Here is a 23,011-nt window from a genome sequence, read left to right as displayed (position 1 = left end):
AGCGAGCGGGGTTCGGCTCATCATGCATGCGTTGAAGGTCGCTCCTCGCAACAGGCGCCGCGCCATCGATGGCAACGCCGGCCTCGCCGGCCTGGATGCCGGCGTGCGACGCATGCTGCCGCCGGCGCTCTATCACTACCTCGCTGGCGCCTCCGACGACGAGGCGACGCACGCCCGCAACCTTCGTGCATTCGACGAGCTCGCCTTCCTGCCCAAGGTGCTCGTCGACGTCTCGCGGCGCTCGCTCGCCAAAACGCTGTTCGGTGTCGAAAGGCCCCTGCCCTTCGGCATCGCGCCGATGGGGCTCAGCCGGCTGATCGCCCCGGATGGCGACATTGCGCTCGCGCGGGCCGCCGCCGATGCCGACATCCCCTTCATCCTCAGCGGCGCTTCATTGACACCGATGGAAGAGGTCCGGGCGGCCGGCGCGACGAGCTGGTTCCAGGCCTATGTTCCAGGCGAAGCGGACCGCATCGCGAGGCTGATCGACCGCGTCGAGGCGGCCGGCTTCGACACTCTGGTGATCACCGCTGACACCGCCGTGCACCCCAAGCACGAGCGCGCCGCGCGGCACGGCTTCCATTCACCGGTGAAGCCGAGCCTGGGCCTCGCCTGGCAGGGCCTGTCGCGCCCGGGCTGGCTCCGGCGCGTTCTCTTGCGCGACCGCTTGGCCGCGCTGAAATTCCGCTTCGAGAACATGGATGCCGGACAGGGGCCCCCGGTCTTTTCCGCGACCCTGGTCCGCGATATCGGCCGGCGCGATGCGCTGTCCTGGCCGCATATCGAAGCGGTGCGCCGACGCTGGAAGGGCAAGCTGGTCATCAAGGGCATCATGGCGGCCGGCGATGCGGCCGTGGCCGAGAAGGCCGGGGTGGACGGCATCATCGTTTCCAATCACGGCGGTCGGCAAGTCGACTGCGCCGCCAGTTCGCTGGCGGCCCTGGAGCGTATCGCCGAGCGCGGCCTGACGCTGACCGTCATGCATGACGGCGGCATCCGGCGTGGCGCCGACGTGCTGAAGGCGCTCAAGCTCGGCGCCGATTTCGTCTTCGTCGGACGGCCGATGCTGATGGCGGCGGCCATCGGCGGCCAGCGTGGCGCCGCCGAGGCCATCGCCTTGCTGGCAGAGGAGATCGACATCGCCATGGCGCTACTCGGCATCGATGACCTGCGTGGCCTGGCGGAGGTCGAGTTGCTGCGGGATCGGAGACCTCTGTCATGAGCCTCGACTACAGCTGGCTCAGCGACGGCCTCTACCAGACCTGGCTGCTGCGCGGCCTGGGAACGACAATCCTGATGAGCCTGCTCGGCATCGCATTGATGCTGGTGATCGGCGTGGCGGGCGCGCTGTGCCTGCATTTCCGCCTGCCGGTACTGGAGACGCTGACGACCGTTCTGGTCGAGCTGTTCCGCAACACGCCGCCGCTGGTGCAGCTCTTCTTCCTCTATTTCATGCTCTCCGAAGTCGGGCTGAAGCTGACAGACCCGGCGACGGGCCGCAGCGTGCCGTTGTTCTCGGGCTTCACCTGCGTGGTGCTGTCGCTGGGTCTCTACAACGGCGCGATTGCGGTCGAGATCATCCGCTCGGGTCTGCTCGCCGTGCCGTCTCAGACCGTCGAAGGCGCGCGTTCGCTCGGATATACGCGCTTCCAGACGTTTCGACATGTCGAGCTGCCGATTGGCTTCAGGCTGTCGATGCCGGCCATGACGAACAACGTCGTCAGCCTGATCAAGACCTCGTCGCAGGCAGCGCTCGTCGCGGTTCCCGACATCATGTACGGCGCGACGCAGATCTCCCTCGAGACCTTCAGGAATCTCGAGGTCATGCTGCTGATCTGGATTCTCTACGTCGCCCTGGCGAGCCTCGCCGTCGTCATCCTGCGCCGGCTGGGCGACGTCTTCCGCATCCCCGGATACGGAGTCCAGGCGTCATGAGCCGCGAATGGCGCGCCTTCCTGCTCGGCATCATCGGCGTTCCGGCCGTGCTCGCCGMCTTGCTCTTCGCCGTGTATGGCGCCGAAACGCCGGCCATTCTCGCGAAGATCTGGCTGCGCACGCCGCTGCTGCTCTCCGGCTCGGCCGACTTCAGCGGCTCGACCGGGGGCTTCGCAGCGAACATCCTCATCAGCCTCTGGGCGATGGCGATCGCTGCAGCCGTCGGCGCCGTGCTCGGGATCGGACTGATCTCCCAGGGCAAACTCATCCGCATTCCCTCCGAATTCGTGATGAACGTGCTGCGCAACTCGCCCTGGCTGGTCGTGCTCTACGCGATGCTCTACCTGCTGCCCTTCGAGGTCACGGTCTTCGGCGCCACCGTCTTCCTGTCGCCGATGGTGAAATCGATCGTCGGGCTCGCCCTGCCGGTGACTGCGAACATCGCCGAGGTGTTTCGCGGCGGCGTCGAGGCCATCGCCAGCGGGCAGTGGGAATCGGCGCGTTCGCTCGGCTATCGCCGGCTGCAGATCCTGCGGCATATCGTGGTGCCTCAGGCGCTGCCGCTGATGACGCCGAACCTGATGACGATCTATGCGATGCTCTTCATCGGCACGAGCCTCGTCGTGGTCACCGGGACCTCCGACGTGATTTCGGTCGCGCGCACGGTCATCGGCAGCGACGGCGATCACATCGCCACGGCCGTCTACATTTTCGTGCTGCTGCTCTTCTTCCTCTTCAGCTTTCCGATCGCGATCCTGACACGCTGGCTCGAACGGCGCGTGCGAGCGAGGTGACCATGACGACCGCCATTCCGAAAACCTTCATCGAACTGCGCGACGTCCACAAGTCGTTCGGCGCCTTTCCCGTGCTCAAGGGCGTCTCGCTCTCCGTCAACGATGGCCGTGTTGTCTGCATCATCGGCCCCTCGGGCTCCGGCAAATCGACGATCCTGCGCTGCATCAACGGGTTGACGCCGATCAACAGCGGCAGCATCCGCGTCGGCGATTTCCAGGTGGAGAAACTCCGGACCGACCGCGCATTCATTCCGCTGCGTCATCAGGTTGCGATGGTGTTCCAGCAGTACAATCTCTTCCCCCATCGCACGGTACTCCAGAACCTCACCATGGCGCCCATCCAGGTGCTCGGCGAGAAACCTGCGGAGGTGACGGAGCGCGCCCGCGCCCTGCTCGCCAAGGTTCGGCTGACCGGCAAGGAGGGCGCCTATCCCGGTGAGCTTTCCGGCGGCCAGCAGCAGCGTGTCGCGATCGCGCGGGCGCTGGCCATGCAGCCCCGCGCCATCCTTTTCGACGAGGTCACCGCCGCGCTCGACCCCGAGATGGTCAGCGAGGTGCTGAGCGTCATCCGCGATCTTGCGCGCGAGGGCATGACCTGCGTGCTGGTGACTCATGAGATGCGCTTCGCGCAGGAGGTCGCCGACGAGGTGTTCTTCACCGATCGCGGCGTCATCGTCGAGCACGCGCCGCCGGCGACCCTCTTCAAGGCCCCCTCCGACCCTCGCCTAAAAGACTTTCTCGACAAGGTTCTCTGAAACGCTGCGACCAGGATTGATTGCGATGACTGCCCTCAAGGTATTGGTTCCCGACGCGCATCTGCGCGATCTCGACGTCGAGCGCGGCGTCTCGGGCGACAGGCTGGACTACATCGTTTTCGACGAGACAGATCCGGACGCGATTCCGGACGAAATCTGGCGCAGTTGTGACGCGGTGCTGGTCTGGCACCGCATGAAGATCACGGCCGACGTGGTCGCCAAGCTCGATCGCTGCAGGCTGATCGTGCGGGTAGGTGTCGGCTTCGACAATGTCGACGGCGCCGCCTGCCGCGCGCGCGGCATCCCGCTCTCGAACGTTCCGAACTACGGCACCACCGAGGTGGCCGACCATGCGCTGGCGATGCTGCTGCATCTCGTGCGGGGGCTCGGCAGCTATGAGGCGCGGCTGAAGGCCGATCCGGTCGCCGGCTTCGTCGCCGAGGACGTGCCGGTGGTGCGCCGTATCCGCGGATCGACCTTCGGCGCGATCGGCATGGGGCGCATCGGCACGGCGGTCGCCCGCCGCGCCGCAGCCTTCGACATGAAGGTCATCTATGTCGATCCCTTCCAGCCGGAGGGGCATGATCTCGGCCTGGGCATCGAGCGCGTCCGCACGCAGGAGGAACTTCTGCGCCGCGCCGACGTCGTCAGCCTGCACGTGCCGCTCTCCGACGACACGCGCAATCTTATGGGGGCAGCCCAGTTCGCCGCGATGAAACCGGGCAGCATCTTCATCAACATCGCCCGCGGCGGGCTCGTCGATGTCGTTGCCCTCCACGACGCGCTCAAGAGCGGCCACATCGCCGCCGCCGGCCTCGACGTCCTGCCCAAGGAACCGCCGGTGCCGACGCCGGCGCTGATCGAGGCCTGGCGCAGCAACGCCTCCTGGCTCGCCGGGCGCCTCGTCGTGACGCCGCACGCCGCCTTCTACTCGGAGGCCGGCTATCTCGACATGCGCACCTTCTCCGCCGCGATCCTGCTCGAATTCCTGTTCGGGGGACGGCTGCGGAACAACGTCAATCCCGGTTGGGACGCCAAGGCGAACTGACGGCCGGCAAACACCTCTCGCACACGGGAACAAGACAATGGCCTTTCAGCAGAGCGAAACCGACTTCAGGGCGCTCAGCGCCGAAGAACTCCAGGCCTGGCGGGCAATCCCGCCGGCCGTAGCCTCCGACTGCATGAACCGCACGCAGGTGATGAAGGCGGCGATCAAGCCAATCGCTGCCGACACGATCCTCTGCGGCCAGGCCCGCACCGTAACGACGATGGTCGGCGATTGCGGGCCGATCTGCTCGCTGATCGCGGCGGCCAGACCGGGGGAGATCATCGTCGTCGATGCCGGCGGCGTCGAAGACACGGCCGTCTGGGGCGGGGTCATGACGGAAGAGGCCGTTCAGCGGCGGATCGGCGGGGCGGTCATCGACGGGGCGGTGCGGGACGTCTCCGATCTGCGCAAGGCCGGCTTCGCCATGTTCTGCCGCGCCATCGTGCCGAGGGGACCGCATCACGGATTTGGCGGAACGATCGACGGCACCGTCGCGGTCGCGGGCGTGCCGGTTCGATCGGGCGATATCGTCCTCGGCAATGACGACGGCGTTGTTGTCGTACCGTTGGAACGCGCTGCGGAGGTCCTGGCCGCCGCGCAGGCGCATCTGCTCAAGGAAGTGGACTGGATCAAGACGATCCGTTCCGGCGGAACAATACCTGAAATGTTCTCTATACCGGCCGCAAAATAGCAGCGGAACGACGATTGGTTGAGGGCGGCGGCAATCGTTCTGCGCTGAAGGTCCCCATGGCCCGATAGCGAAATTCGGGTTTCGGGCGAGGCTTGAACCTCTGGAGTTGGCGCGAACGTCAGCAATCCACCCGATCGGTCCCGTGCATGAGCGCGCCCATCGCCCGAAGGCTTGGGCGCTCCGCTGGACGAGGCCGCCTCAGGCCGGTGCGGCAGGCGCGCCGGCCCATTCGGTTTGCGCTGGGATCGTCTCGCCCTTCATGACGATTGTGAGCAGGCCGAGCCGGGCGTGGTCGGCGACATTGGTGTCGTAGAGGACGGTGGTCAGCCCGCCAAGCACGCAGCCGCGGCCGATCTCGATGCGGCCGACCTTCATCACCCGGTCCTCGAAGAGATGGGTCTGGAGGTTGGCGGTCGCGTTGATCGCGGCATAGTCGCCGATGCTGACGCAGTCGAACTCGGTGATGTCGGTCGAGTCGAGATAGACGCCCTGGCCGAGCTTCACGCCGAAGAGGCGCAGCACCCAGGGCAGCATCGGCGTGCCGCGCAGCGCATTGAGCAGGATCGCGCCGGCGGTGCCCCAGTAGAGCGTCGTCATCGCCTCGGTGCGCAGCGCCCACCAGGACCAGAGGCCGCGATTGCCGGGCCGGTAGACGCCCATCACCAGCCATTTCATCAGCAGCACCGCGCTCGCCAGCGCAATCGAGGTGCCTACCGCGCAGGCGATGAAGACCGGGGCGAACTCGCTCCAGCCTTCGGCGCTTTCGAGGGCGGGGAAGAGGAAGAGCTCCGCCGTGATCGTGCCGAGCGTGATGAACATCATCGTCGGCATCGAGGCGCTGAACAGCTCGAGGACAGCGCGCAGGATGCGGCGCCAGACCGGAGGCCGGAAGGTCTTGGCGATGTCGGCATCGTCGAAGCGCTGGCGCGAGGGCAGCAGGATCGGCGGGCTGCCGAAGCGCGTCTCGCCGGGCTGCATCGCCACGTCGGCGGGCGGCTTCGACTTGATGCCGAGCAGCGAGCCCGTCGGCAGGAAGGCGCCGGGCGGGACCACGGCGTCATTGCCGATGAAGACCCGGTCGCCGGTGCGCACGGACTTTGCGGTCATCCAGCCGCGGCGGACATCCTCGTCGCCGAGCACGACCTCGTCGGCGACGAAGCAATGCGCGCCGATCTCGATCATGTCGAAGCGGCCGCCGAAATTGGTGGCGATCTCGGTGTCCTTGCCGATCTTGGCGCCCATCATGCGGTACCAGAGCCGCATGTAGACCGTGGAGAACAGCGAGGACAGGCTCTGGAGCATCACATCCGAGGCCAGGCCCACGGTCCATTTGCGCAGGCCGTAGCCGGAGGCGATGGCATGCGTGCCCTCGACCGAGCGCGGCATCACGAGCCAGCGGATCGCGGTGACGAGCAGGACGGTGGCGAACATCAGCACCATCGCGGTCGGCCAGGCGAGGACCGGCAGGACCCAGCGATAGTCGATGCCGACCAGCTCCTGCAGCGGCCCGTCGAAACGGTCGAGAATGAAGAAGGCCGGGAAGATCGGCAGCAGCGCCAGCGCCGGCATCACCAGAAGCATGGCGCCGAAGAAGACGCTCTGCAGCGCCCTGACCGGCACGGAGGGCTGCTGCGCGTGCTGGGGCCAGGACGCGGGATCGACCTGGCCGGTGCGATGGCCGGGCGAACCGTCCCAGTGCTCGAAGGCGCCGACGCGGCTGCCTGCGGCGAGCGCGGTCAGATCGGCGAGCTCGGCGCCCTCCCCGATCACCGCGTCATGGCCGATGGCGCAGGAGGTGCCGATATAGGCGTCCTTGCCGATCGTGATCGTGCCGATCACCAGCTCGTTGCCGATCACCTCGGCATTGGCGAGGCTGAGCTTGCCGCCGAGCGTGACGTCGTCCCCGATCTCGACGAGGTCGATCGCGCCGGCCTCGAAGCCGCTGACGAAGACGCCCTTGCCGACCCGGGCGCCAAGCAGACGCATGGCGACCCTGGCCAGCGGCGTGCCCTGCATCAGGTTGAGATGGACCATCCCGGTGAACTGGCGGGCGAGCCACCAGCGGAAGAAATAGACGCCCCAGAGCGGATAGCAGCCGGGCGTCGTGCGCCAGAGCACCAGGCGCTTGCCGAGGATGCCGGCGATCATCACCGAGAGCGTGACGAGCGCATAGATGCCCATCATCATCAGGATCTCGCGCAGCTCGACGCGCCCGTCGACCGTGATCAGCTCGTAGATGACATAGATCGTCAGCCAGGGGCCGGTCAGCGCCAGCAGCAGCACCGGCATGCAGGCAAGCTGCGCCAGCCCGCAGAACAGCCGGCGCCGCAGCGGCGGCGGCGTGAAGGTGAGATCGCGCGCCGGCGGCCGGCCGATATTGGCCTGCCTGCGCTCGTCGAGCCGGGCGGCGATCGCGCGCAGGGTGCGCAGGCTGTAGACGTCCTCCAGCGTGATGCTCGGCAAAGCGGGATTGGCGCGCACGCCGGCAAGGAAGGTGGCGGCCAGCAGCGAATGGCCGCCGAGATCGGCGAAGAAGTCCGCCTCGAACCCGATCGTCTGGCCCGGGAAGAGCGGACGGGCGGCGTCGAGCAGCGCGGATTCGGTCGCGCTGCGGGGCTCCTCCTGCTCCTCGGCAGACGCCGCCATCGTCAGCGGCGCCGCCTTCAGCGCCTTGCGGTCGGCCTTGCCCGAGGTCAGGCGCGGCAGGCTCGCCATCTCCTCGAAATGCGAGGGCAGCATATAGGGCGGCAGGGTCTCCTTCAGGGCGGCGCGCACCGCTGCACGGTCGAAGGCGGTCGCCGTGTCCGTCACCACGAAGGCGACGAGCCGGTCGATGTCGTCGTCGCGGCGCAGCACCACGGTCGCCTGCGCGATGCCGGGCAGGTCGCAGAGCCTGGCCTCGATCTCGCCGAGTTCGAGCCGGAAGCCGCGCAGCTTGACCTGGTCGTCGATGCGGCCGTGGAAGAGGATCTTGCCCTTCTCCGTAATGCTGACCGCATCGCCCGAGCGGTAGAGCACCGGGTCGGTGCCGTCGCCGCCGAAGGGATTGGCGATGAACTTCTCGGCGGTGAGCTCGGGACGGCCGAGATAGCCGGCGGCGACGCCGGGGCCGCCGATCAGGAGCTCGCCCTCGGTGCCGGGGCCGACGATCGCCATCTGCTCGTCGACGACATAGCAGGTGTAGTTCGGGATCGGCAGGCCGATCGTCACCGCCTCGTCCGGCGTGACCTCGTCGACGGTGGCGACGACGGTGGCCTCGGTCGGACCGTAGGAGTTGAAGACCTTGCGGCCCGGGCGGCACCAGCGCTGGCGAACGGCGGGCGGGCAGGCCTCGCCGCCGAGGATGATGATGCGCAGGCTGGGGATGTCCTGCGGCATCATCGCGAGCAGCGTCGGCACGGTGTCGAGCACGGTGATGCCGGCCTCGGTCATCAAGGCCGGCAGGCGCTCGACCTCGCCCAGCACCTGCGCCGAGGCGACCCAGAGCGTCGCACCGACGAGATAGGGGACGAAGATCTCCTCCAGCGAGAGATCGAAGGCGACGGAGGCGCCTTGGAAGGAGACGTCGTCCGCCGCCATGCCATAGACGTGGTTCGACGAGCGCAGATAGTGGCAGATGTTGCTGTGCGCGATGACGATGCCCTTGGGCTTGCCGGTCGAGCCCGAGGTGTAGATCGCATAGGCCGGGCTCGCCGGCGTCACGCCCTCAGCGCGCGGATCGACCGGCGGGGCGTCCGTGCCGGCGGCGACCAGGTCGCGGCAGCGCACGGCCTCGGCGGGCAGCTCCCGGTCGAGCTTGCCGCTTGTGGCGTCGTCCACGACGATGACCCGCGCCTCGCAATCGGCGAGGCATTCACCGATGCGCTCGGGCGGGGCGTCGGCGTCGAAGGGGATATAGGCCGCACCGGCCTTGAGGATGCCGAGCAGCGCGACATGCAGGTCGAGCGAGCGGGCCATCCACAGGCCGACAAAGGCCCCTGCCCCGACGCCGCGCGCCCGCAGCGCGCGCGCCACCTTGTCGGCCCGGGCGTCGAGCTCGGCATAGGTGATGCGCTCGGCTGCGAAGATGATGGCTATGTGTTCGGGGGTCCGCCGGACGGATGCCTCGAAGATCTCGCCGAGCAGTTCGTCGCGCAGGAGCGACGGCTCCACGGCGCCCACGAGCTTTCCGGCACCGCGCCCGACGATGGCATGCATGATCCGCTTCCCCCAGCCAGACGCCGCAAGGCTGAGCCGCCTGTGCGAGACCGGGATTTGCTAGCGATGAGAGATGTAGATTGCGTTAGGACATTGCGAAGCGTTGTTCCCGCCGTGCCCACGAACGCTGGGTCAGCGCGAGGCAGGCTCTTCAAGCTCGTGAGGAGAGCCCCCCTTGCCGGGGCGATCGATCGCAACGCTTGCGAACAGCACTCTAACGACGCGCCCGGAGCTTCATCGGCATGCCGCCCTGCGGCCGCAGCGTGATCCGCTGCTGCGGGACCGGCGGATCGCTTCCGGCATATTCGAACCGGAAGGCGCCGATCAGCTGGGTCAGGCTCAGCACGGCCTCGATCATCGCGAAATGCTGGCCGATGCAGATCCGCGGTCCGGCGCCGAAGGGCAAATAGGCATAACGATCGATCGTCTCGCGCGCTCCAGGCAAGAAGCGCTCCGGCCAGAACTGCGTCGGCGCGGTCCAGAGGGAGCGATGCCGATGCAGCACATAGGGCGAGATGATCACGAGCGCGCCCTTGGGGATCGCGACGCCCCCGACCTGATCCTCGGCGATCGCGACGCGCGACAGCGAGGGCACGGGCGGGTAGAGCCGCATCGCCTCCTCGATCACCGCGCGCGTCATGGTCAGGCGATCGCCAGCGAGCACTGCGGCGACAGGGTCGGCCGCCACCGCATCGGCCTCGGCCTCGAGGCGCTCCCTGACATCGTCGGCCATCGCGACGAGGTAGAGCGACCATGTCAGGGCGTTGGCCGTCGTCTCGTGGCCGGCGCCGATGAAGGTCACGATATTCGCGCCGACCTCTGCGTCAGTGAGGCCCGTGCCGGTTTCGGGATCACGCGCATCGAGCAGGGCATCCAGCAGATCGCGGGCATGCGGATCGGCGCTTGGCGGTTGAGACAGGCGCAGCGTTTGCCGGTCGGTCACGATCGCCTCGATCTGCCGCTCGAAGAAATCGATGGCGGACCGCGCGCGAATGCGGCCGATCCGCGGGATCCAGGCCGGTGCGCCCAGGATATCGAGCGGATCGATGCGCCCCTGCGTCGCGAAATAGCGGGTCAATGCCTGCCCGAAGGCCACGGCGCCGCCCGCGATCGCGTTCGAGAACAACGTCTCGGCCAGCACGTCATAGGTCAGCCGCGTCATGTCCTCGCCGATGTCGACGATCCTGCCGGCGCGCCGCTGCGCCATCCGCGCCACCTGGCTGGCGATCGGGGGCAGCATCCTGGCGGCAAGCGCTTCGACCCGCCTCGGCGTGAACAGCGGGGCAAGCGTGCGGCGGGCCCGCTTCCAGGCGTCGCCCTCGACCGTCAACAGCCCCTGCCCCAGGCCGGGCGCGAGAATGGTCTTCTGAAGCGCGTCCTTCGGATAATTCGCGTTGTTCTCGACGAGCACGTGCCGGATCGCAGCAGGGTCGGAGATGACGACGCCATAGCCGAGCACACTCTTGCCGGCGACGATCGGGTCCTGGAAATGCTGCTGGCGCCAGATCGTCAGCGGGTTGCGGCGCAGGCGCAGCAGCAGCTCCAGACGGCCGAGCTGGCGATCGCCCGGAATCGGCGCCGGGGGCGTCCGCCTCTTGGACGGCTCGGCGGGAACCTCTGACAGAACCATGCGATGGCGCCTTCTGAAACGAAGAACCGCCGGGCGAGCGTGGCCTGTGCGGGTGTCGTTTCAAAGGCAGGTGCTGAGGGCTGCTGAAAAGGCGATCCCCTCCGATCGAAGGGGGCGCCCGGCGAGGCAACACCCCGGACAAGGGCTGAACCCATCCCTCGCATTCAGGGAATCGTTACGTTCAGCAGCTACGCCCGGTCTTCATCGGGCACGCGGAGCTCGCCGGGTCGCGCAGGATGACAGCTCCACAAGGCGACCCTGCAGCGTCACGCGCGCTCCCGGCGCGGAAGGCTCGACCTGCGCTTGCCGTCCTCTGGACCCCCGGCCGGACGCTCGCCCCGTCCAATCGCGCTGCAATGGATCAGTTTCTCGCCAGCGCACGCAAGCTGGATCTGGATGTTACGATCGTCGCAGAAGCCGACCTCGATCGGCTGGCTGAGTTCGACGGCGTTTTTATCCGGGATCACACGCGCCTGGACGATTACACCCACCAGTTCGCGCTGCGTGCGGCCGAACTCGGCCTGGCCTCGATCGATGACCCGATCTCGATGCGGATCTGCGGCGACAAGGTGTCCCAGGTCCGTCTCTTCGAACGCCACCGGGTGCCGACGCCGAAGACGTTGCTCCTGCACCGCGGGAACATCGGCGATGCGATCCCGCTGCTCGGCCTGCCCTGTGTCGTCAAGCTCCCGGGCAGCTCGTTTTCCAGAGGCGTCTGCAAGGTGGAAGGCGAGGCCGAATTTCGGGTGCGCTGCCTGCAATGGTTCGATCGCTCCCCCGTCCTGGTCGCTCAGGAGTACATCCCGACCCGCTTCGATTGGCGCATCGGGGTGCTCGATCGCCGGCCGCTCTTCGCCTGCCGGTATCACATGGTGCCGGGCCATTGGCAGGTTGTGCAGAACGCGGGCTCACGGGACTATCGGGAAGGCTTGACCGAGGCCGTCGCCATCTCCGAAACGCCCAAATCCGTGCTGGCAGCTGCGCTGGCTGCCGCCGACACGGTCGGCGACGGCTTTTATGGCGTTGACGTCAAGGAGTGTGGAGAGCGGCCCCTCGTGCTCGAGGTCAATGACAACCCCAATGTCGATGCCGGCCATGAAGATGCGCTCATCGGGAATGCGCTCTACGACACGGTCATGGGATCGCTCGATCACCGCATCAGAGCGACGTGCCGATAATCGACAGGGCACGGCCCCGGGGCCGCGGCGTCCTCCCTCGGAGGCCTTCGAATGCCAGCCTTCAGCCGGTCCGGAGCTTTTGAGCCGGCGAGCGCCGGTCTCGCCGCTCCGGGGGCTTGCCGCTCTTCGCCCTTGCCAAGGAACGGGTCCCGATCGCGGCATAAGCGGATTCAACCATGGCCCACCGTGGCCCCGACCAGAATTGATGGCACTACGAATTAGGAACCGAAGGCGACGAACGTTCCTGTCGATGGGTTCTGGTCGGTCAGCCTCTACAACGGGGACATGGTTCGGCTCTATCGACCGCGAGCCGAAATTCTCAACGAATCGCGGACGTTTCCGGAGGCACAGCCGATGAACTCCCTGGCACCTTCTAGCTGGCTGTATCAACTCCCACCTTGGAGACGCGATGCCTTTTTCCGTCAGGGCCGCGGAATTATGCTGATCAGCACCGGGATCAGGAAGCCGAGTGCGAAGGCTGCCGACAGGCAGATCAGGCGCATCCTGCGGATGAAGGCTGATGTATCGCGGATCATCCGACCTGGATCCTTCGCGCCGTGCTCGAAGGCCAGAGCCACGCAGGCCAGCAGCAATGCCGCCGACAGGCCATGGAGCGAGACAGCGAAGCCATCCGGCAGGAGGCGCAGCATGGCCGAGGCCATGAGGATGATGGCTCCGATCAGGGCGCCTGCGGCGATCAGCACTGGAACGCGTGCAAGGATCGAAACCCTGACGTCCCGGGCAATGGATTGAGGGGCAAACGCGGTGTGAAGGGACATCGGACCGAGCCTTCCGGGGGTTCCCTCGGATCATCTCCCCTTCCCGCGCTCGCTTGCATGCGCTTGATCACACAAGCTCCGAAGCCAGCCCCAAGCCGGCGAATTCGACCGTGGCCGGAGGCCCGCAGGCGAGCATTCCCGACTGGAGTTGCCTGACAGGACCGCTTGCCTGACAGGGCCTCTTGCCCGACGGGACCTCTTGCCTGAGCGGACCGCCTGACCTCGGCTCTCGACCGCAAGCGGCCGCAGGCGACCGGCCAAGGCAACGTCCGGGTCTGGTTGGGCCGGACCTCAGTCGGTCTCTGGAAAATGCTGATAACGGACCACCCCCGTTGCAGACGCTTCTGCGACGCGACACCGTGGCGTTCAGCTCAGGCTGCCAATCGTTCGCCCGTCCTGCGCCCGCTCCCCGGCAGCCCGGCCGTTCACGGCTGCGCGGCCAACGCCTTGGCTATCGCCTGCGCAATCCAGTCCTGCGGGGTCAGCCCCGCCGCCCGCGCCCTGGCGCTGACCGCGTCGACGACGTCGGGCATCAGCGGCACGTCGAGAATGATGCGGTCCGCGATCTCGATGGCGTAGACCGCCCGCGTCGCCTGCAGGCTGAAACTCCGCAGCCGGGCGGTCTTCTGCGCGTCGGCCAGCGCCGTGTCCTTGGCCAGCAGGGCGCAATAGGCGCCGATCAGATTGTCGATGATCAGGGTCTTGCTCAGGCCCTGGCTGCGCAATGTGTCGACGGCGGCATTGAGCGAGGCGGGATGGTCGAGCGGATCGGAGACCGGCAGCAGCGCCGTGATGTCCCTGACGCCGGCCGGCGTATCGGCGGTCGGCCGTCCGCCGCACTCGAAACCGGCCGCCCAGGCGCCCGGGCCGATCAGCAGGGTCGACAGTGACAGCGCAGCCAGCAGGCGCGTTGCGGTTCGCATGATGGTCCTCCTCGAATTGGCCCGAGCCGGTGCCGGCCGCCATGGAGCCTGGCGCTCACTGCGCCTTCTCATAGGCAGCATATTGCTCTTCGGTCATGGTCGGCAGCTTCTGCACGAAGGCGACGACGGCCCGCAGGTCGTCATCGCTATGGGTGTCCGCGAAGGACGGCATGCCGGTCATCCGCACCCCGTTCTTGACGATCCAGAGGATCTCGGCGGCGCTCCAGTGCTGGATCGTATCCGGCAGGAAGGGCGGCTCCGGATTGAGACCCTTGCCGATATCGGTCGGGTCCTTCCCCGGGGCGCCATGACAGTAGACGCAGGTCTCGTTGTAGAGACGGAAACCCCGGGAAATGTCCGTGGACGGTGCCGGCGCCGGCACCTTGGCCGCCTGGCGGGCGACCGACTGGCGCATGGCGGTCTGCAGGAGGACGAATACCGGGGCGCTGTGCGGCTCGCGGGCGGCGATATTGACGAGGCCGCTGAAGACCAGGGCGAGGCCGGCGATGGCCAGGACGATGAAGGCCGTGACGAAACCCGCGATGAATCGCATGGCACCCTCCGGCGCGGGATGCCGACCGGCCGGTGCTTCGCCGCCGGGCGGCCACTCTCCTGCGGCAGGTCCATGCTACCTGAACGAAGCGGGATCGAACAGCGCCTGCCGCCTTGCGCCCAGCCGCAAGCCGGCTTTCGATCGCCGCCGGACGCCGGGCGTGGCTTCAGAACGGACGCCAGATCGCCGCGAGGGCCGCAGCGCCGGCCGGTTGCATGGCATTCCGTTCGAGCGCATCTAATGTCCGACCGACGCAACGGAGCTTGCGAACGCCCATGCGGGAATCACCGACGAATTGGATCACCGCGGTGGTGCGGCCAAAGATCAGCACTCTTTTGCGGAGGGAAACCTCCGAAAAGCTCTGGATCAAGTGCCCGGTCACCGGCCAGCTTGTCTTCCACCGGGATGTCGAGGCCAATTTATGGGTGATTCCGGGCTCGGGTCACCATTTGCGCATCACCGCAGCGCAACGCCTGGCGATCACACTCGATCCGGGCTCCCAGGAGGATGTGCCCGTGCCGGAAGGGCCGGTCGATCCGCTGCGCTTCCGCGACACGAAGCGCTATATCGACCGCCTCAAGGAGGCGAGAGCGAAGACCGGGCTGCAGGACGCGGTCAAAGTGGTCCGCGGCAGGCTCGAGGGCATGCCCGTCACGGTGGCGGTCCAGGACTTCCATTTCATGGGCGGCGCGCCTGGCATGGCAGCCGGCGAAGCCATCATCACCGCTGTAGAAGCCGCCATCTCGCATCGAACGCCCTTGATCCTGTTCGCGAGCGGCGGCGGGATGCGCATGCAGGAAGGGATGCTGGCATTGATGCAGATGCCGCGCACGACGGTGGCCCGACGGCGTCTGGCGAAGGCGAAATTGCCGTATCTCGTCGTGCTGACGGACCCGACGACGGGCGGTATCACGGCGTCCTATGCCATGCTGGGTGATGTGCATATCGCGGAGCCCGGTGCCCTCATCGGCTTCGCGGGACCGCGCGTCATCGAGCAGACGATCCGTCAAAAGCTGCCGGAGGGCTTCCAGAAGGCCGAATATCTCAAGGAGCACGGCATGGTCGATATCGTCGTGCCCCGAGCCGACATGCGCGCGACGCTCGCGAGGCTCTGCGGCCTGCTGACCCGCGAACCGCCGCGGCCCCGTCCTGAATGAGCTGATCCTTGCGGCCGTCGCCGAGACGTTGTCGGCCTCGATCGCACGTTTCGCGCATGGCTGCGGCAACACCGCTCCCCAGCTTGTGGGGATGCAAGACTGGCGGTCGATCGCCCTGCGTCCAGACGCAGGCGGCCGCTCGCGGTCAGTCCAGCGACAGGCCGCCACGAAGGCCGCGGGTCTCGGGCGGCAGCGCAGCCACGCGGACGCCGCTCGCCGGCGGCGCGTTGAGGGCGCGCAGGGTCTTCTTGGGCAGGTCGAGATCATAGGGCCGGCTGGGCGGCAGCCGCATCGTGCTGACGAGCGTCAAGGTCGGGCTTGCCGGCGCAGAAACGGCCGGCGCGGGAGCCTCCGGGGCGAATGCCAGCGGCGCGGCGGCAAATGAGGTCTGCACGGTGGAGGTGGTGGCGGGAGCCGCAGGCAAGTTGAGCGCAGCCAGCTGATAGTTCGGCTCCTCGATGCGGCGCCGCTCGGGCCGCTCGCCCTTCACATAGAAGGCGTTCCCGCCTGCCAAGGTCACGTAATGCATGTTGGGATAGGAAAAGCGCATGCCGGCCATGTGGAAATGCTTGGCCGCTCCGACAGGCTCGTGGCGCTTTCCATTGAGGATGTCTTCCGCGATGGCCTCGACCCTCGGCAGGTCGCGTGCAGCCATCGGGCGGGTCAGCACGCCCGCGGCGAACTGGCGCGGCGCGCCGACGACGCCGCAGATCGTCTCAGGGTAACGCGGCGATTCCACCCGGTTCATCACCACCGTGCCGACGCTGAGCAGACCCGCATCGCTCGACCGGTTCGATTCGAAATACATCGCGCGGACGAGGCATTCCTTCTCGCGCGGATCGGCCTTGGCCAGGGTAACCGCGCGCTTGCGCGCCTCACGAGGATCCTTTGTCGCCGGTGCCACCGTCGAAGCGGTCTCGACAGGCGACATGCTGCAGGCGCCCAGCGCCGGTGCAGCCAGTGAAATCAGAAGCGGGATCGCCTTGCGGCCGGAGCGGCTCTTGCCGATGGGACGGCCAACATTGCCGACGGGACGGACAGCATTTGCAGCGATCACGGCGCGCTTCATGCGGCAACCTCCTGATTACGGGCTCCGGGCTGCCGCAGGCGGCGGACCGTCATCCCTGGAAGGGACCCTGAATACGTTAACAGAACGTTAACGCCAGATGAACGGAGCGAAGGTGCCCGACCGCGCTTCGGCCGTCAACACGGCGCGGCCGTCCAACGACCGCCATGGCGGCGCCATGCAACATGCGGCTCTTCGCCCGTGCCAATGGACTGGTGTCGCTCGCGATGGATCCGGAACATGGACCTCGCCCGGACGCGCATCTTCACCGTCCGGGGCCAGGCAGCGTCCCGCGAAAGCCGGTCGCCGTGCCGGAGTTTCGACCCTAGTGCACCGTCGCTTCTTCGTCCCCTTCCGGGTCGATCAAACCAGCGAGTCCGAGTTCCTCCAGCCCTTCATTGAACTCAGCCAAGGCTGCAGCGTCGCTGGCGAACGTCTCTTCCCAGACGGTCGACCCTCCATCTTCATCGACAAGCTCGAGCGTCCAGCCCTCGCTGTCCGCGAGACGGTAGATCTCGACCTGCACCGTCACGCCATCGCGAGTGACGGTCTGGCAGAGCGGCGAACGGAGAATGTCAGGGAAGTCGTCGGTCATGTCGCCGAATGTACCCCCGGGACAGTGGGGACTCAATCAGCGACGGCGCCCTGACGCGCTCCCGGTCGAGATCGGCCGCACCCGACGCTGACGACGGGATCGAGCAACGGCGCGAGGCGCTCCGTCACGAGCATCATCGAGGCGCGGACGCCAAGCGCGATCTCGTCGCCGAACAGGGCCAAGAGCCGGGTGGCCAGGCCGCATTGCCGACAACGGGCGCGGCAAGGTCGCCATACGCGCCTTCGAGCCGGCCGTTCAGCTCGACTTCCAGCGCTGCCGCATCCGCGACAGGCGCAGAGCAAGCCGTGGCCGGGATTTCGCGAACGATCCTCCCCGGCCAGGATTGATCGTCAGGCCAGGATTGGTCCAAGCCAATATCGATCCAAGTCAGGACGAAACGCCGAGCTTACCATGACACCGAGCCGGCAGTCATAGATATGCGAGCGGCCATCGAGGCCGACCGAGTAGCCCACGCTGGCGTAGAGGGTGGTGTTCCTGGTCAGCTGTGCGTCGGCGCCGACCTTGAACTCGGCCCAGTTGCCGCCGAGATCGGCCCGGAACGGGATAAAGCCGGTGGCCGAGAAGAACGCGGTCTTGGGATTGCCCATGAATTCGTTCCAGAGGCTGGCCTTCAGCCAGGCAGTCAGCATCCGCGGTCTGGCGCCGAGCGTGGCCTCGTACAGCGTCCAGCTCCGCGCAAGGCGAGCGCCGATCCGGCCGGCGAGTGAGTCCGCGTCGGAGAAGCGCACCAGGGCTGCCGAGCCGTTCGAGAGCGTCTGGTAGATGATTTGCGCCTGCGGCTCGAAGACGACGCCGTAGCCGAGCTGGAGCGGATAGCCGCCTTCGAGCGAGGCGGCAAAGCCGAACGCGTCGCGGTTGAGGGTGAAGCCGCGCCTGGAATCGGCCTTGGCATCATACCAGGTGCCCTGGACGACGCCGTCGAGATACCAGCCCGACGGCCCGAAATGCGTCCAGTATCCGCCAAGCGAATAGACATCGATGGTGTTGTGGCCGGCCTTGATGCCGTTGAAATGGGTGACGTCGCCCTCGATCCGGCCGATCGCGGCATAGATCCCGGCATGATCGCGTGAGCCGTCGGAGTTCTGGCTGCGATAGAGGTCGAGACCGGCCTGGAAAGCATAGAGGTCATAGTCGTAGTTCGGGCCGTTACGGTAGATGCCCCAGGGGCCGCCATCCTGGTTGCCATGTGTGCCGATGATCCGGGCCAGCCGGCCGAGGCATAGGAGTGCCCGGGGGCGGCTGTGCCGGCCGGCAGCCGCACGGTCGTGGTGCAGCGGTCGTTCTTCTCGGGGTTCGCGCACCCGATCGTCCGCTCCTCCGTGACTTCGGGCGCCTCGAGGGGCGCAAGCTCGCCGACGCGCTCATGCAGACTGTCGATCAGGGTGCGGCCATAGATCAGCTGCATCGCCGGCAGCGCCGCATAGAGCGAGGTCTCGCGGCGAAAATCCGGGATGCCGGTCGAGGGCGGTGCCGGCGACGGCCCGGGGCCGGGAGGCGCAGGCGGCACTGGAGCCAGATCCGAACGCAGATACCAGCTCTCCAACCCCGACGCATCACGGCTGGACCGATAGAGCGAGTACTCATAGGGACCGGCAACCACAGGGCCAGCCAGTGCGAAGGCGCCGACCGCCGTCGTGGCGCCATTGATCGCATCGACCACAAGGATGCCGTTGCCCACGGTCAGGTCTCCGTGGCCTGTCGTGTTGGCGACCTGGAGCGAGGAGAGGCCCGTCGCGCTGCCCCCGTTGATAACCAGCCGGTCCGACGGCGAATTGTCGTTTCCAAGGAAGGTGTTGAGGCCCAGCCTGCCGCCCACGCCGGTATAGTTGACCGCTGTCAGCGTCTTGTAACTGGCCAGCCCCCCCGGATCGCCGGCGGGCGCCGAAAAGGCGACCAGGCTTGCGTCATTGGTCAGGTTTGTGAGGTTTGAATTGCCGGTCAGATTCCATACCGTGGCGTTGGTCAGGACATGGGCATCCTGCCCTTTCGCCATGTGTTCGAAGCGCAGGATTTCGGCCCCAGGCGCATTCAGGGGAGCGGGATCGTTCGGGGGCGACGTTGACAGGGAGCGGTCGTCTTCCCCTTCGTCGTCGCGCCATGCCCGGGTTCTGCTCTCAGGCCTGCGCGCGCGGATTGAGGACGTCCCTGAGCTGATCGCCGATCAGGTTGATCGCGACMACCGTGATCAGGAGCGCCACGCCGGGATAGAAGCTGATCCAGAACTTTCCCGATAGCATGTGCTGATAGCCATTGGAGATCAGCAGGCCGAGGCTGGGCTCGGTGATCGGCACGCCCAGCCCGAGGAAGGACAGGGTCGCCTCCAGCGCGATGGCGCGCGCGATCTGGACGGTGGCGATCACCATCAGGGGCGGCAGGCAGTTCGGCAGCAAATGGCGAAACAGGATGCGCAGCGATGACGCGCCCTGGCAGATTGCCGCCTCGATATATTCCTTGCGCCGCTGCACCATCGCGCTGGCGCGGGCGATGCGGGCATAGGCGGCCCATTCGACGATGACGAGCGCCAGGATGACATTGACGACGCCCTTGCCGAGAAAGGCCAGGATCATCAGCGCGACCAGGATCGTGGGGAAGGAGAGCTGCAGGTCGACGATGCGCATGATCGCGGTGCCGGTGCGGCCGCCCGCATAGGCTGCGATGAGCCCGAGCGTCGTGCCGATGGCGGCTGCCGCCAGCGCCGATGTCAGGCCGACCAGCAAGGAGATGCGCAAGCCGTAGAGAATGCCCGACAGCATGTCGCGGCCCTGATCGTCGGTGCCGAGCCAGTAGGTCATGCCCGTGGGTGAGACCGATCCGGGCGGCAACTGGCCGTCCATGATGTCGAGCTGCATCAGGTCATAGGGGTTCTGTGGCGCGATCCACGGCGCCAGGAGCGCGAGCGCGATGATCGCGCAGAGCAGCACGAGGCCGAGCACGGCCAGGCGCGAGGCGGCAAAGGCCCGCAGGAAGCGCAGCAGCGGCGTGCGCCGCGTCGCGGGCGCCGCTTCCGGAGCGGCCGCTTCCGGGGCGGCGGAACGCGAGGAGGTTGGCATGGTGTTCACCTGCAAGGCCCGGTCGCTCAGTTCTCGAGCCGGACGCGCGGGTCGAGAGCCGTGTAGATCAGGTCGACCACGAGATTGATGACGACGAACAGCACGACGATCACCATGAGATAGGCGACGATCATCGGGCGATCGAGCAGGTTGATGCTGTCGATGATCAGCTTGCCCATGCCCGGCCAGGCGAAGATCGTCTCCGTCACCACCGAGAAGGCGATCACCGAGCCGAATTCCAGCCCGACGATGGTGACGACGGGGATCAGGATGTTCTTGAGGAGATGGACCCGCAGGATCGCGCCCTCGCCAAGGCCCTTGGCGCGAGCGGTGCGGATATAGTCCTGCGGAACGATCTCGCGGGTCTCGGCCCGCACCAGCCGCATCACCAGCGAGATCTTGAACAAGGCGAGGTTCAAGGCCGGCAGAATGAGATGGCGCAGGCCCTCCAGGGTCAGGAACGACCATTGCAGGCCGAGCAATTCGCGCGTCGGCCCGCGGCCGCCGGCCGGCAGCCAGCTCAGTTGCACCGCAAAGACCATGATCAGCAGCAGCCMGACCCAGAAGCTGGGCAGCGAAAAACCCAGGATCGAGCCGGCCATCATCGTCTTCGCCACCGGCGAGTTCGGCCGGACGCCGGCATAGAGGCCGAGCGGAATGCCGATCACCACCGAGAGCAGCATGGCGGCGAGCGCCAGCTCGAGCGTTGCGGGCATGCGCTGGAGGATGACCCGCAGCGCCGGCTCGTTGAAGACGAAGCTGCGCCCTAGATCGCCCCTGACCGCGCCGCCGAGGAACGAGAGATATTGCTGCCAGAGCGGCCGGTCGAGCCCGAAGGCCGCGACCACGCGCAGGCGTTCCGCCTGGTCGGCATCGGGCGGAACCAGAACGGCAACCGGATCGCCGATCACGTTGACGCCGACGAAGACGATCACCGTCATGGCGAGCACGACCGCCAAAGCCTGCAGAAGTCGTTGGGCGAACCAGGCAATCATCTCATGTCCCCGGGCGACGGACCGGACCGGTCCGTCGCGTTGTCGATACTCGTGTTACCTGGCGCTGCGGGCATCCACCGCCAGCGTGCGTTCGTCGCGGCGCGGGTCGATGACGATGCCCTTGCGGGTGACCCAGGCGTTGTCGAGGATGAAGAGCGGGATGATCGGCACCTCGCGCGCCGCGGTCTCGACCGCGCCGACGAGCAGTTGCTCCCGCTTGCCGTCGTCGATCGTCGCCAGCGCCTGGACGATCTGGGTATCGAGCGCCGGATTTGCATAGCGCCCGTAATTGAAGACGCCGAGGCCCTTGGAGGGATTGTTGCTGGCGAGCACATTCGAGAGCAGATAGCCGGCCTCGCCCGTCGGGCTGCCCCAGCCCCAGAGCCCGGCACCGAATTCCTGCTTGCCGCCGCGCGTCGCATAGGCGCTCCAGGGCAGCGTCTCGACCGCGGTCTTGACGCCGATCCGCGTCCACATCTGGGCGACCGCCTGGGCGGTCGCCGCATCGTTCGGGTAGCGGTCATTGGGCGTGAAGAGCGTGATCTTGAACCCGTCCGGGAAGCCCGCCTCCTTCAGCAGCGCCTTGGCCTTGTTGGGGTCATTGGCGGGAACCGTGACGCTCTTGGCATAGGAATAGGTGCCGGCCGGCAGCCACTGGCCGGTCGGCCGGGCCGTCTTCTGCATGATCCGGTCGGCGAGGCCGTCGCGGTTGATCGCGATGGACAGCGCCTGGCGCACCTTGAGATCGAGCAGCGGGTTCTTCGGCAGCGGCTTGCCGTCATTGTCGGTGATGGTGGCGGCACCCGGCTCGAGCGAATTCAGCGCGAGATAGATGACGCGCAGCCCTTCCGTCGTGGCGACGGTGACGCGCGGATCCGCCTTCAGCTTCTCGAGATCGCCGACGGGCGGCGTGTCGATGATGTCGACATCGCCCGCCAGGACCGCGGCGACACGTGCACCGGAATTGGTGATCATCCGCAGCGTGACCTTGTCCCAGTCCTGCTTTGGCCCCCACCAGGCGTCGTTGCGGACGAGCTCGACCCGGTCGCCCGGGGTCTGGCTGACGAATTTATAGGGGCCGGTGCCGATGGCGGCCTTGCCGGAATTGTAGTCCTCGGTCGTGGCGCTCTCGCCGACATGGCGCGAGATGATCGGCACGAAGGCCAGCTCGCGCGGCAGGTTGGGGGCCGGCTCGCCGGTGTCGATGCGCAGCGTCAGCGGGTCGACGACCTCGACCGTCTTCACGGCGCGCAGGAAGCCGCCGAAGCCACCGGGACTGTTGGGGACGTTGCGGGCGCGCTGATAGGTGAAGGCGACATCGTCGGCGGTGAAGGGCTTGCCGTCATGCCAGGTCACGCCGGGGCGCAGCTTGAACTCCCAGACGGTGTCGGAGACCGGCGTCCAGCTCAGGGCGAGACCGGGCTTCAGGCTGACATCGGGCGCGCGGTCGACCAGGCGGTCGAAGACATGCATCGCGACGGAATGATTGGGCGTGGCATTGTAGAAATGCGGGTCGATCGAGGTGAAGGCGCCGCCGATCGCGATCCGCAGCGGGGCCGCCTGTGCAGGAGCGAGGCCGAGCCCCGTCGTCAGCAGCGTCGCCGCAAGCCAGGTTTTGAGTGATGCGCTCATCGGGGTCCTCAT

At 67.1% G+C, this 23,011-nt stretch carries 19 protein-coding genes and 1 pseudogene; 8 read left to right on the top strand and 12 right to left on the bottom strand.

Annotated elements, in window-relative coordinates:
* Positions 1-22 precede the first annotated feature (22 nt).
* Genes AC1DIO_RS29235 through AC1DIO_RS29210 form a run of 6 tightly spaced genes read left to right on the top strand, consistent with a single transcriptional unit; the run spans position 23 to position 5,223 of the window.
* Positions 23-1,222: an alpha-hydroxy acid oxidase gene (locus tag AC1DIO_RS29235; RefSeq protein ID WP_476854471.1), complete on the top strand. Its 1,200-nt coding sequence runs from the start codon at positions 23-25 to the stop codon at positions 1,220-1,222.
* A complete protein-coding gene (locus AC1DIO_RS29230; protein ID WP_476854470.1) occupies positions 1,219-1,935 on the top strand; it encodes an amino acid ABC transporter permease in 717 nt (238 codons plus the stop codon). Before AC1DIO_RS29235 ends, AC1DIO_RS29230 begins: the two co-directional genes overlap by 4 nt.
* Positions 1,932-2,729, top strand: a complete 798-nt coding sequence (locus AC1DIO_RS29225) for an ABC transporter permease subunit (protein WP_476854469.1) — start codon at positions 1,932-1,934, stop codon at positions 2,727-2,729. The genes AC1DIO_RS29230 and AC1DIO_RS29225 overlap by 4 nt, the downstream gene beginning before the upstream one ends.
* A gap of 2 nt (positions 2,730-2,731) precedes the next feature.
* Complete coding sequence (locus tag AC1DIO_RS29220; protein WP_441493585.1) at positions 2,732-3,484, top strand: amino acid ABC transporter ATP-binding protein; 753 nt, start codon at positions 2,732-2,734, stop codon at positions 3,482-3,484.
* A gap of 25 nt (positions 3,485-3,509) precedes the next feature.
* Positions 3,510-4,532, top strand: a complete 1,023-nt coding sequence (locus AC1DIO_RS29215; RefSeq protein ID WP_476854468.1) for a C-terminal binding protein — start codon at positions 3,510-3,512, stop codon at positions 4,530-4,532.
* Between the two features lie 37 nt (positions 4,533-4,569).
* The gene (locus AC1DIO_RS29210) at positions 4,570-5,223 is read left to right on the top strand and encodes an RraA family protein (RefSeq protein WP_476854467.1); all 654 of its coding nucleotides are present in this window, start codon (positions 4,570-4,572) and stop codon (positions 5,221-5,223) included.
* Between the two features lie 198 nt (positions 5,224-5,421).
* On the opposite strand, the gene AC1DIO_RS29205 is transcribed toward AC1DIO_RS29210, so the two are convergent.
* Both AC1DIO_RS29205 and AC1DIO_RS29200 read right to left on the bottom strand, forming a co-directional pair.
* A complete protein-coding gene (locus AC1DIO_RS29205) occupies positions 5,422-9,420 on the bottom strand; it encodes a Pls/PosA family non-ribosomal peptide synthetase (RefSeq protein ID WP_476854466.1) in 3,999 nt (1,332 codons plus the stop codon).
* 214 nt (positions 9,421-9,634) lie between these two features.
* Positions 9,635-11,050: a cytochrome P450 gene (locus tag AC1DIO_RS29200; protein ID WP_476854465.1), complete on the bottom strand. Its 1,416-nt coding sequence runs from the start codon at positions 11,048-11,050 to the stop codon at positions 9,635-9,637.
* A 356-nt stretch (positions 11,051-11,406) separates the two neighbouring features.
* On the opposite strand from AC1DIO_RS29200, the gene AC1DIO_RS29195 reads away from it, so the two are divergent.
* Positions 11,407-12,228: an ATP-grasp domain-containing protein gene (locus tag AC1DIO_RS29195; RefSeq protein ID WP_476854464.1), complete on the top strand. Its 822-nt coding sequence runs from the start codon at positions 11,407-11,409 to the stop codon at positions 12,226-12,228.
* A 422-nt stretch (positions 12,229-12,650) separates the two neighbouring features.
* On the opposite strand, the gene AC1DIO_RS29190 is transcribed toward AC1DIO_RS29195, so the two are convergent.
* The 3 genes from AC1DIO_RS29190 to AC1DIO_RS29180 form a co-directional block, all read right to left on the bottom strand.
* Entirely contained in the window at positions 12,651-13,007 is a 357-nt protein-coding gene (locus tag AC1DIO_RS29190; protein ID WP_476854463.1) for a hypothetical protein, read from the bottom strand.
* Positions 13,008-13,432: 425 nt separating this feature from the next.
* Positions 13,433-13,930 (bottom strand): hypothetical protein, encoded by a 498-nt coding sequence (locus tag AC1DIO_RS29185; protein WP_476854462.1) that lies wholly within the window; start codon positions 13,928-13,930, stop codon positions 13,433-13,435.
* 55 nt (positions 13,931-13,985) lie between these two features.
* Positions 13,986-14,483, bottom strand: a complete 498-nt coding sequence (locus tag AC1DIO_RS29180; RefSeq protein WP_441508670.1) for a c-type cytochrome — start codon at positions 14,481-14,483, stop codon at positions 13,986-13,988.
* A gap of 275 nt (positions 14,484-14,758) precedes the next feature.
* Here AC1DIO_RS29180 and accD point away from each other — a divergent pair, with 275 nt between their 5' ends.
* Positions 14,759-15,640 (top strand): acetyl-CoA carboxylase, carboxyltransferase subunit beta, encoded by an 882-nt coding sequence (gene accD, locus AC1DIO_RS29175; RefSeq protein ID WP_441508671.1) that lies wholly within the window; start codon positions 14,759-14,761, stop codon positions 15,638-15,640.
* Between the two features lie 145 nt (positions 15,641-15,785).
* Here the strand turns inward: accD and AC1DIO_RS29170 are convergent, their stop codons facing one another.
* From AC1DIO_RS29170 to AC1DIO_RS29140, 7 genes and pseudogenes are all read right to left on the bottom strand, one after another.
* On the bottom strand, positions 15,786-16,709 hold the full coding sequence (locus tag AC1DIO_RS29170; RefSeq protein WP_476854461.1) for a cell wall hydrolase: 924 nt from the start codon (positions 16,707-16,709) through the stop codon (positions 15,786-15,788).
* Positions 16,710-17,031: 322 nt separating this feature from the next.
* Positions 17,032-17,301 (bottom strand): hypothetical protein, encoded by a 270-nt coding sequence (locus AC1DIO_RS29165; RefSeq protein WP_441493575.1) that lies wholly within the window; start codon positions 17,299-17,301, stop codon positions 17,032-17,034.
* A gap of 350 nt (positions 17,302-17,651) precedes the next feature.
* Positions 17,652-18,623 carry an autotransporter family protein gene (locus tag AC1DIO_RS29160; RefSeq protein WP_441508672.1) on the bottom strand — a complete coding sequence of 324 codons (972 nt, stop codon included), beginning with the start codon at positions 18,621-18,623 and terminating at the stop codon, positions 17,652-17,654.
* A 53-nt stretch (positions 18,624-18,676) separates the two neighbouring features.
* A pseudogene (locus AC1DIO_RS29155) lies at positions 18,677-19,315 on the bottom strand (autotransporter outer membrane beta-barrel domain-containing protein); the annotation flags it as partial.
* Positions 19,316-19,436: 121 nt separating this feature from the next.
* A complete protein-coding gene (locus tag AC1DIO_RS29150) occupies positions 19,437-20,372 on the bottom strand; it encodes an ABC transporter permease (protein ID WP_441508673.1) in 936 nt (311 codons plus the stop codon).
* Positions 20,373-20,398: 26 nt separating this feature from the next.
* Positions 20,399-21,367, bottom strand: coding sequence for an ABC transporter permease (locus AC1DIO_RS29145; protein WP_476854460.1), 969 nt, complete (start codon positions 21,365-21,367; stop codon positions 20,399-20,401).
* Between the two features lie 54 nt (positions 21,368-21,421).
* Positions 21,422-22,999, bottom strand: a complete 1,578-nt coding sequence (locus tag AC1DIO_RS29140; RefSeq protein ID WP_476769312.1) for an ABC transporter substrate-binding protein — start codon at positions 22,997-22,999, stop codon at positions 21,422-21,424.
* Positions 23,000-23,011: the final 12 nt, after the last annotated feature.

This window comes from Allobosea sp. 05T439, from assembly GCF_056396005.1.
This window is presented reverse-complemented; position numbering and strand designations above follow the sequence as displayed.

Excerpts from the sequence above, each read along its gene's own strand:
- AC1DIO_RS29235 (WP_476854471.1), top strand. The coding sequence starts at position 23 with ATGCATGCGTTGAAGGTCGCTCCTCGCAACAGGCGCCGCGCCATCGAT.
- AC1DIO_RS29205 (WP_476854466.1), bottom strand. The coding sequence starts at position 9,420 with ATGCATGCCATCGTCGGGCGCGGTGCCGGAAAGCTCGTGGGCGCCGTG.
- AC1DIO_RS29230 (WP_476854470.1), top strand. The coding sequence starts at position 1,219 with ATGAGCCTCGACTACAGCTGGCTCAGCGACGGCCTCTACCAGACCTGG.
- AC1DIO_RS29140 (WP_476769312.1), bottom strand. The coding sequence starts at position 22,999 with ATGAGCGCATCACTCAAAACCTGGCTTGCGGCGACGCTGCTGACGACG.
- AC1DIO_RS29190 (WP_476854463.1), bottom strand. The coding sequence starts at position 13,007 with ATGTCCCTTCACACCGCGTTTGCCCCTCAATCCATTGCCCGGGACGTC.
- AC1DIO_RS29220 (WP_441493585.1), top strand. The coding sequence starts at position 2,732 with ATGACGACCGCCATTCCGAAAACCTTCATCGAACTGCGCGACGTCCAC.
- AC1DIO_RS29215 (WP_476854468.1), top strand. The coding sequence starts at position 3,510 with ATGACTGCCCTCAAGGTATTGGTTCCCGACGCGCATCTGCGCGATCTC.
- accD (WP_441508671.1), top strand. The coding sequence starts at position 14,759 with ATGCGGGAATCACCGACGAATTGGATCACCGCGGTGGTGCGGCCAAAG.
- AC1DIO_RS29170 (WP_476854461.1), bottom strand. The coding sequence starts at position 16,709 with ATGAAGCGCGCCGTGATCGCTGCAAATGCTGTCCGTCCCGTCGGCAAT.
- AC1DIO_RS29165 (WP_441493575.1), bottom strand. The coding sequence starts at position 17,301 with ATGACCGACGACTTCCCTGACATTCTCCGTTCGCCGCTCTGCCAGACC.
- AC1DIO_RS29210 (WP_476854467.1), top strand. The coding sequence starts at position 4,570 with ATGGCCTTTCAGCAGAGCGAAACCGACTTCAGGGCGCTCAGCGCCGAA.
- AC1DIO_RS29200 (WP_476854465.1), bottom strand. The coding sequence starts at position 11,050 with ATGGTTCTGTCAGAGGTTCCCGCCGAGCCGTCCAAGAGGCGGACGCCC.
- AC1DIO_RS29185 (WP_476854462.1), bottom strand. The coding sequence starts at position 13,930 with ATGCGAACCGCAACGCGCCTGCTGGCTGCGCTGTCACTGTCGACCCTG.
- AC1DIO_RS29180 (WP_441508670.1), bottom strand. The coding sequence starts at position 14,483 with ATGCGATTCATCGCGGGTTTCGTCACGGCCTTCATCGTCCTGGCCATC.
- AC1DIO_RS29195 (WP_476854464.1), top strand. The coding sequence starts at position 11,407 with ATGGATCAGTTTCTCGCCAGCGCACGCAAGCTGGATCTGGATGTTACG.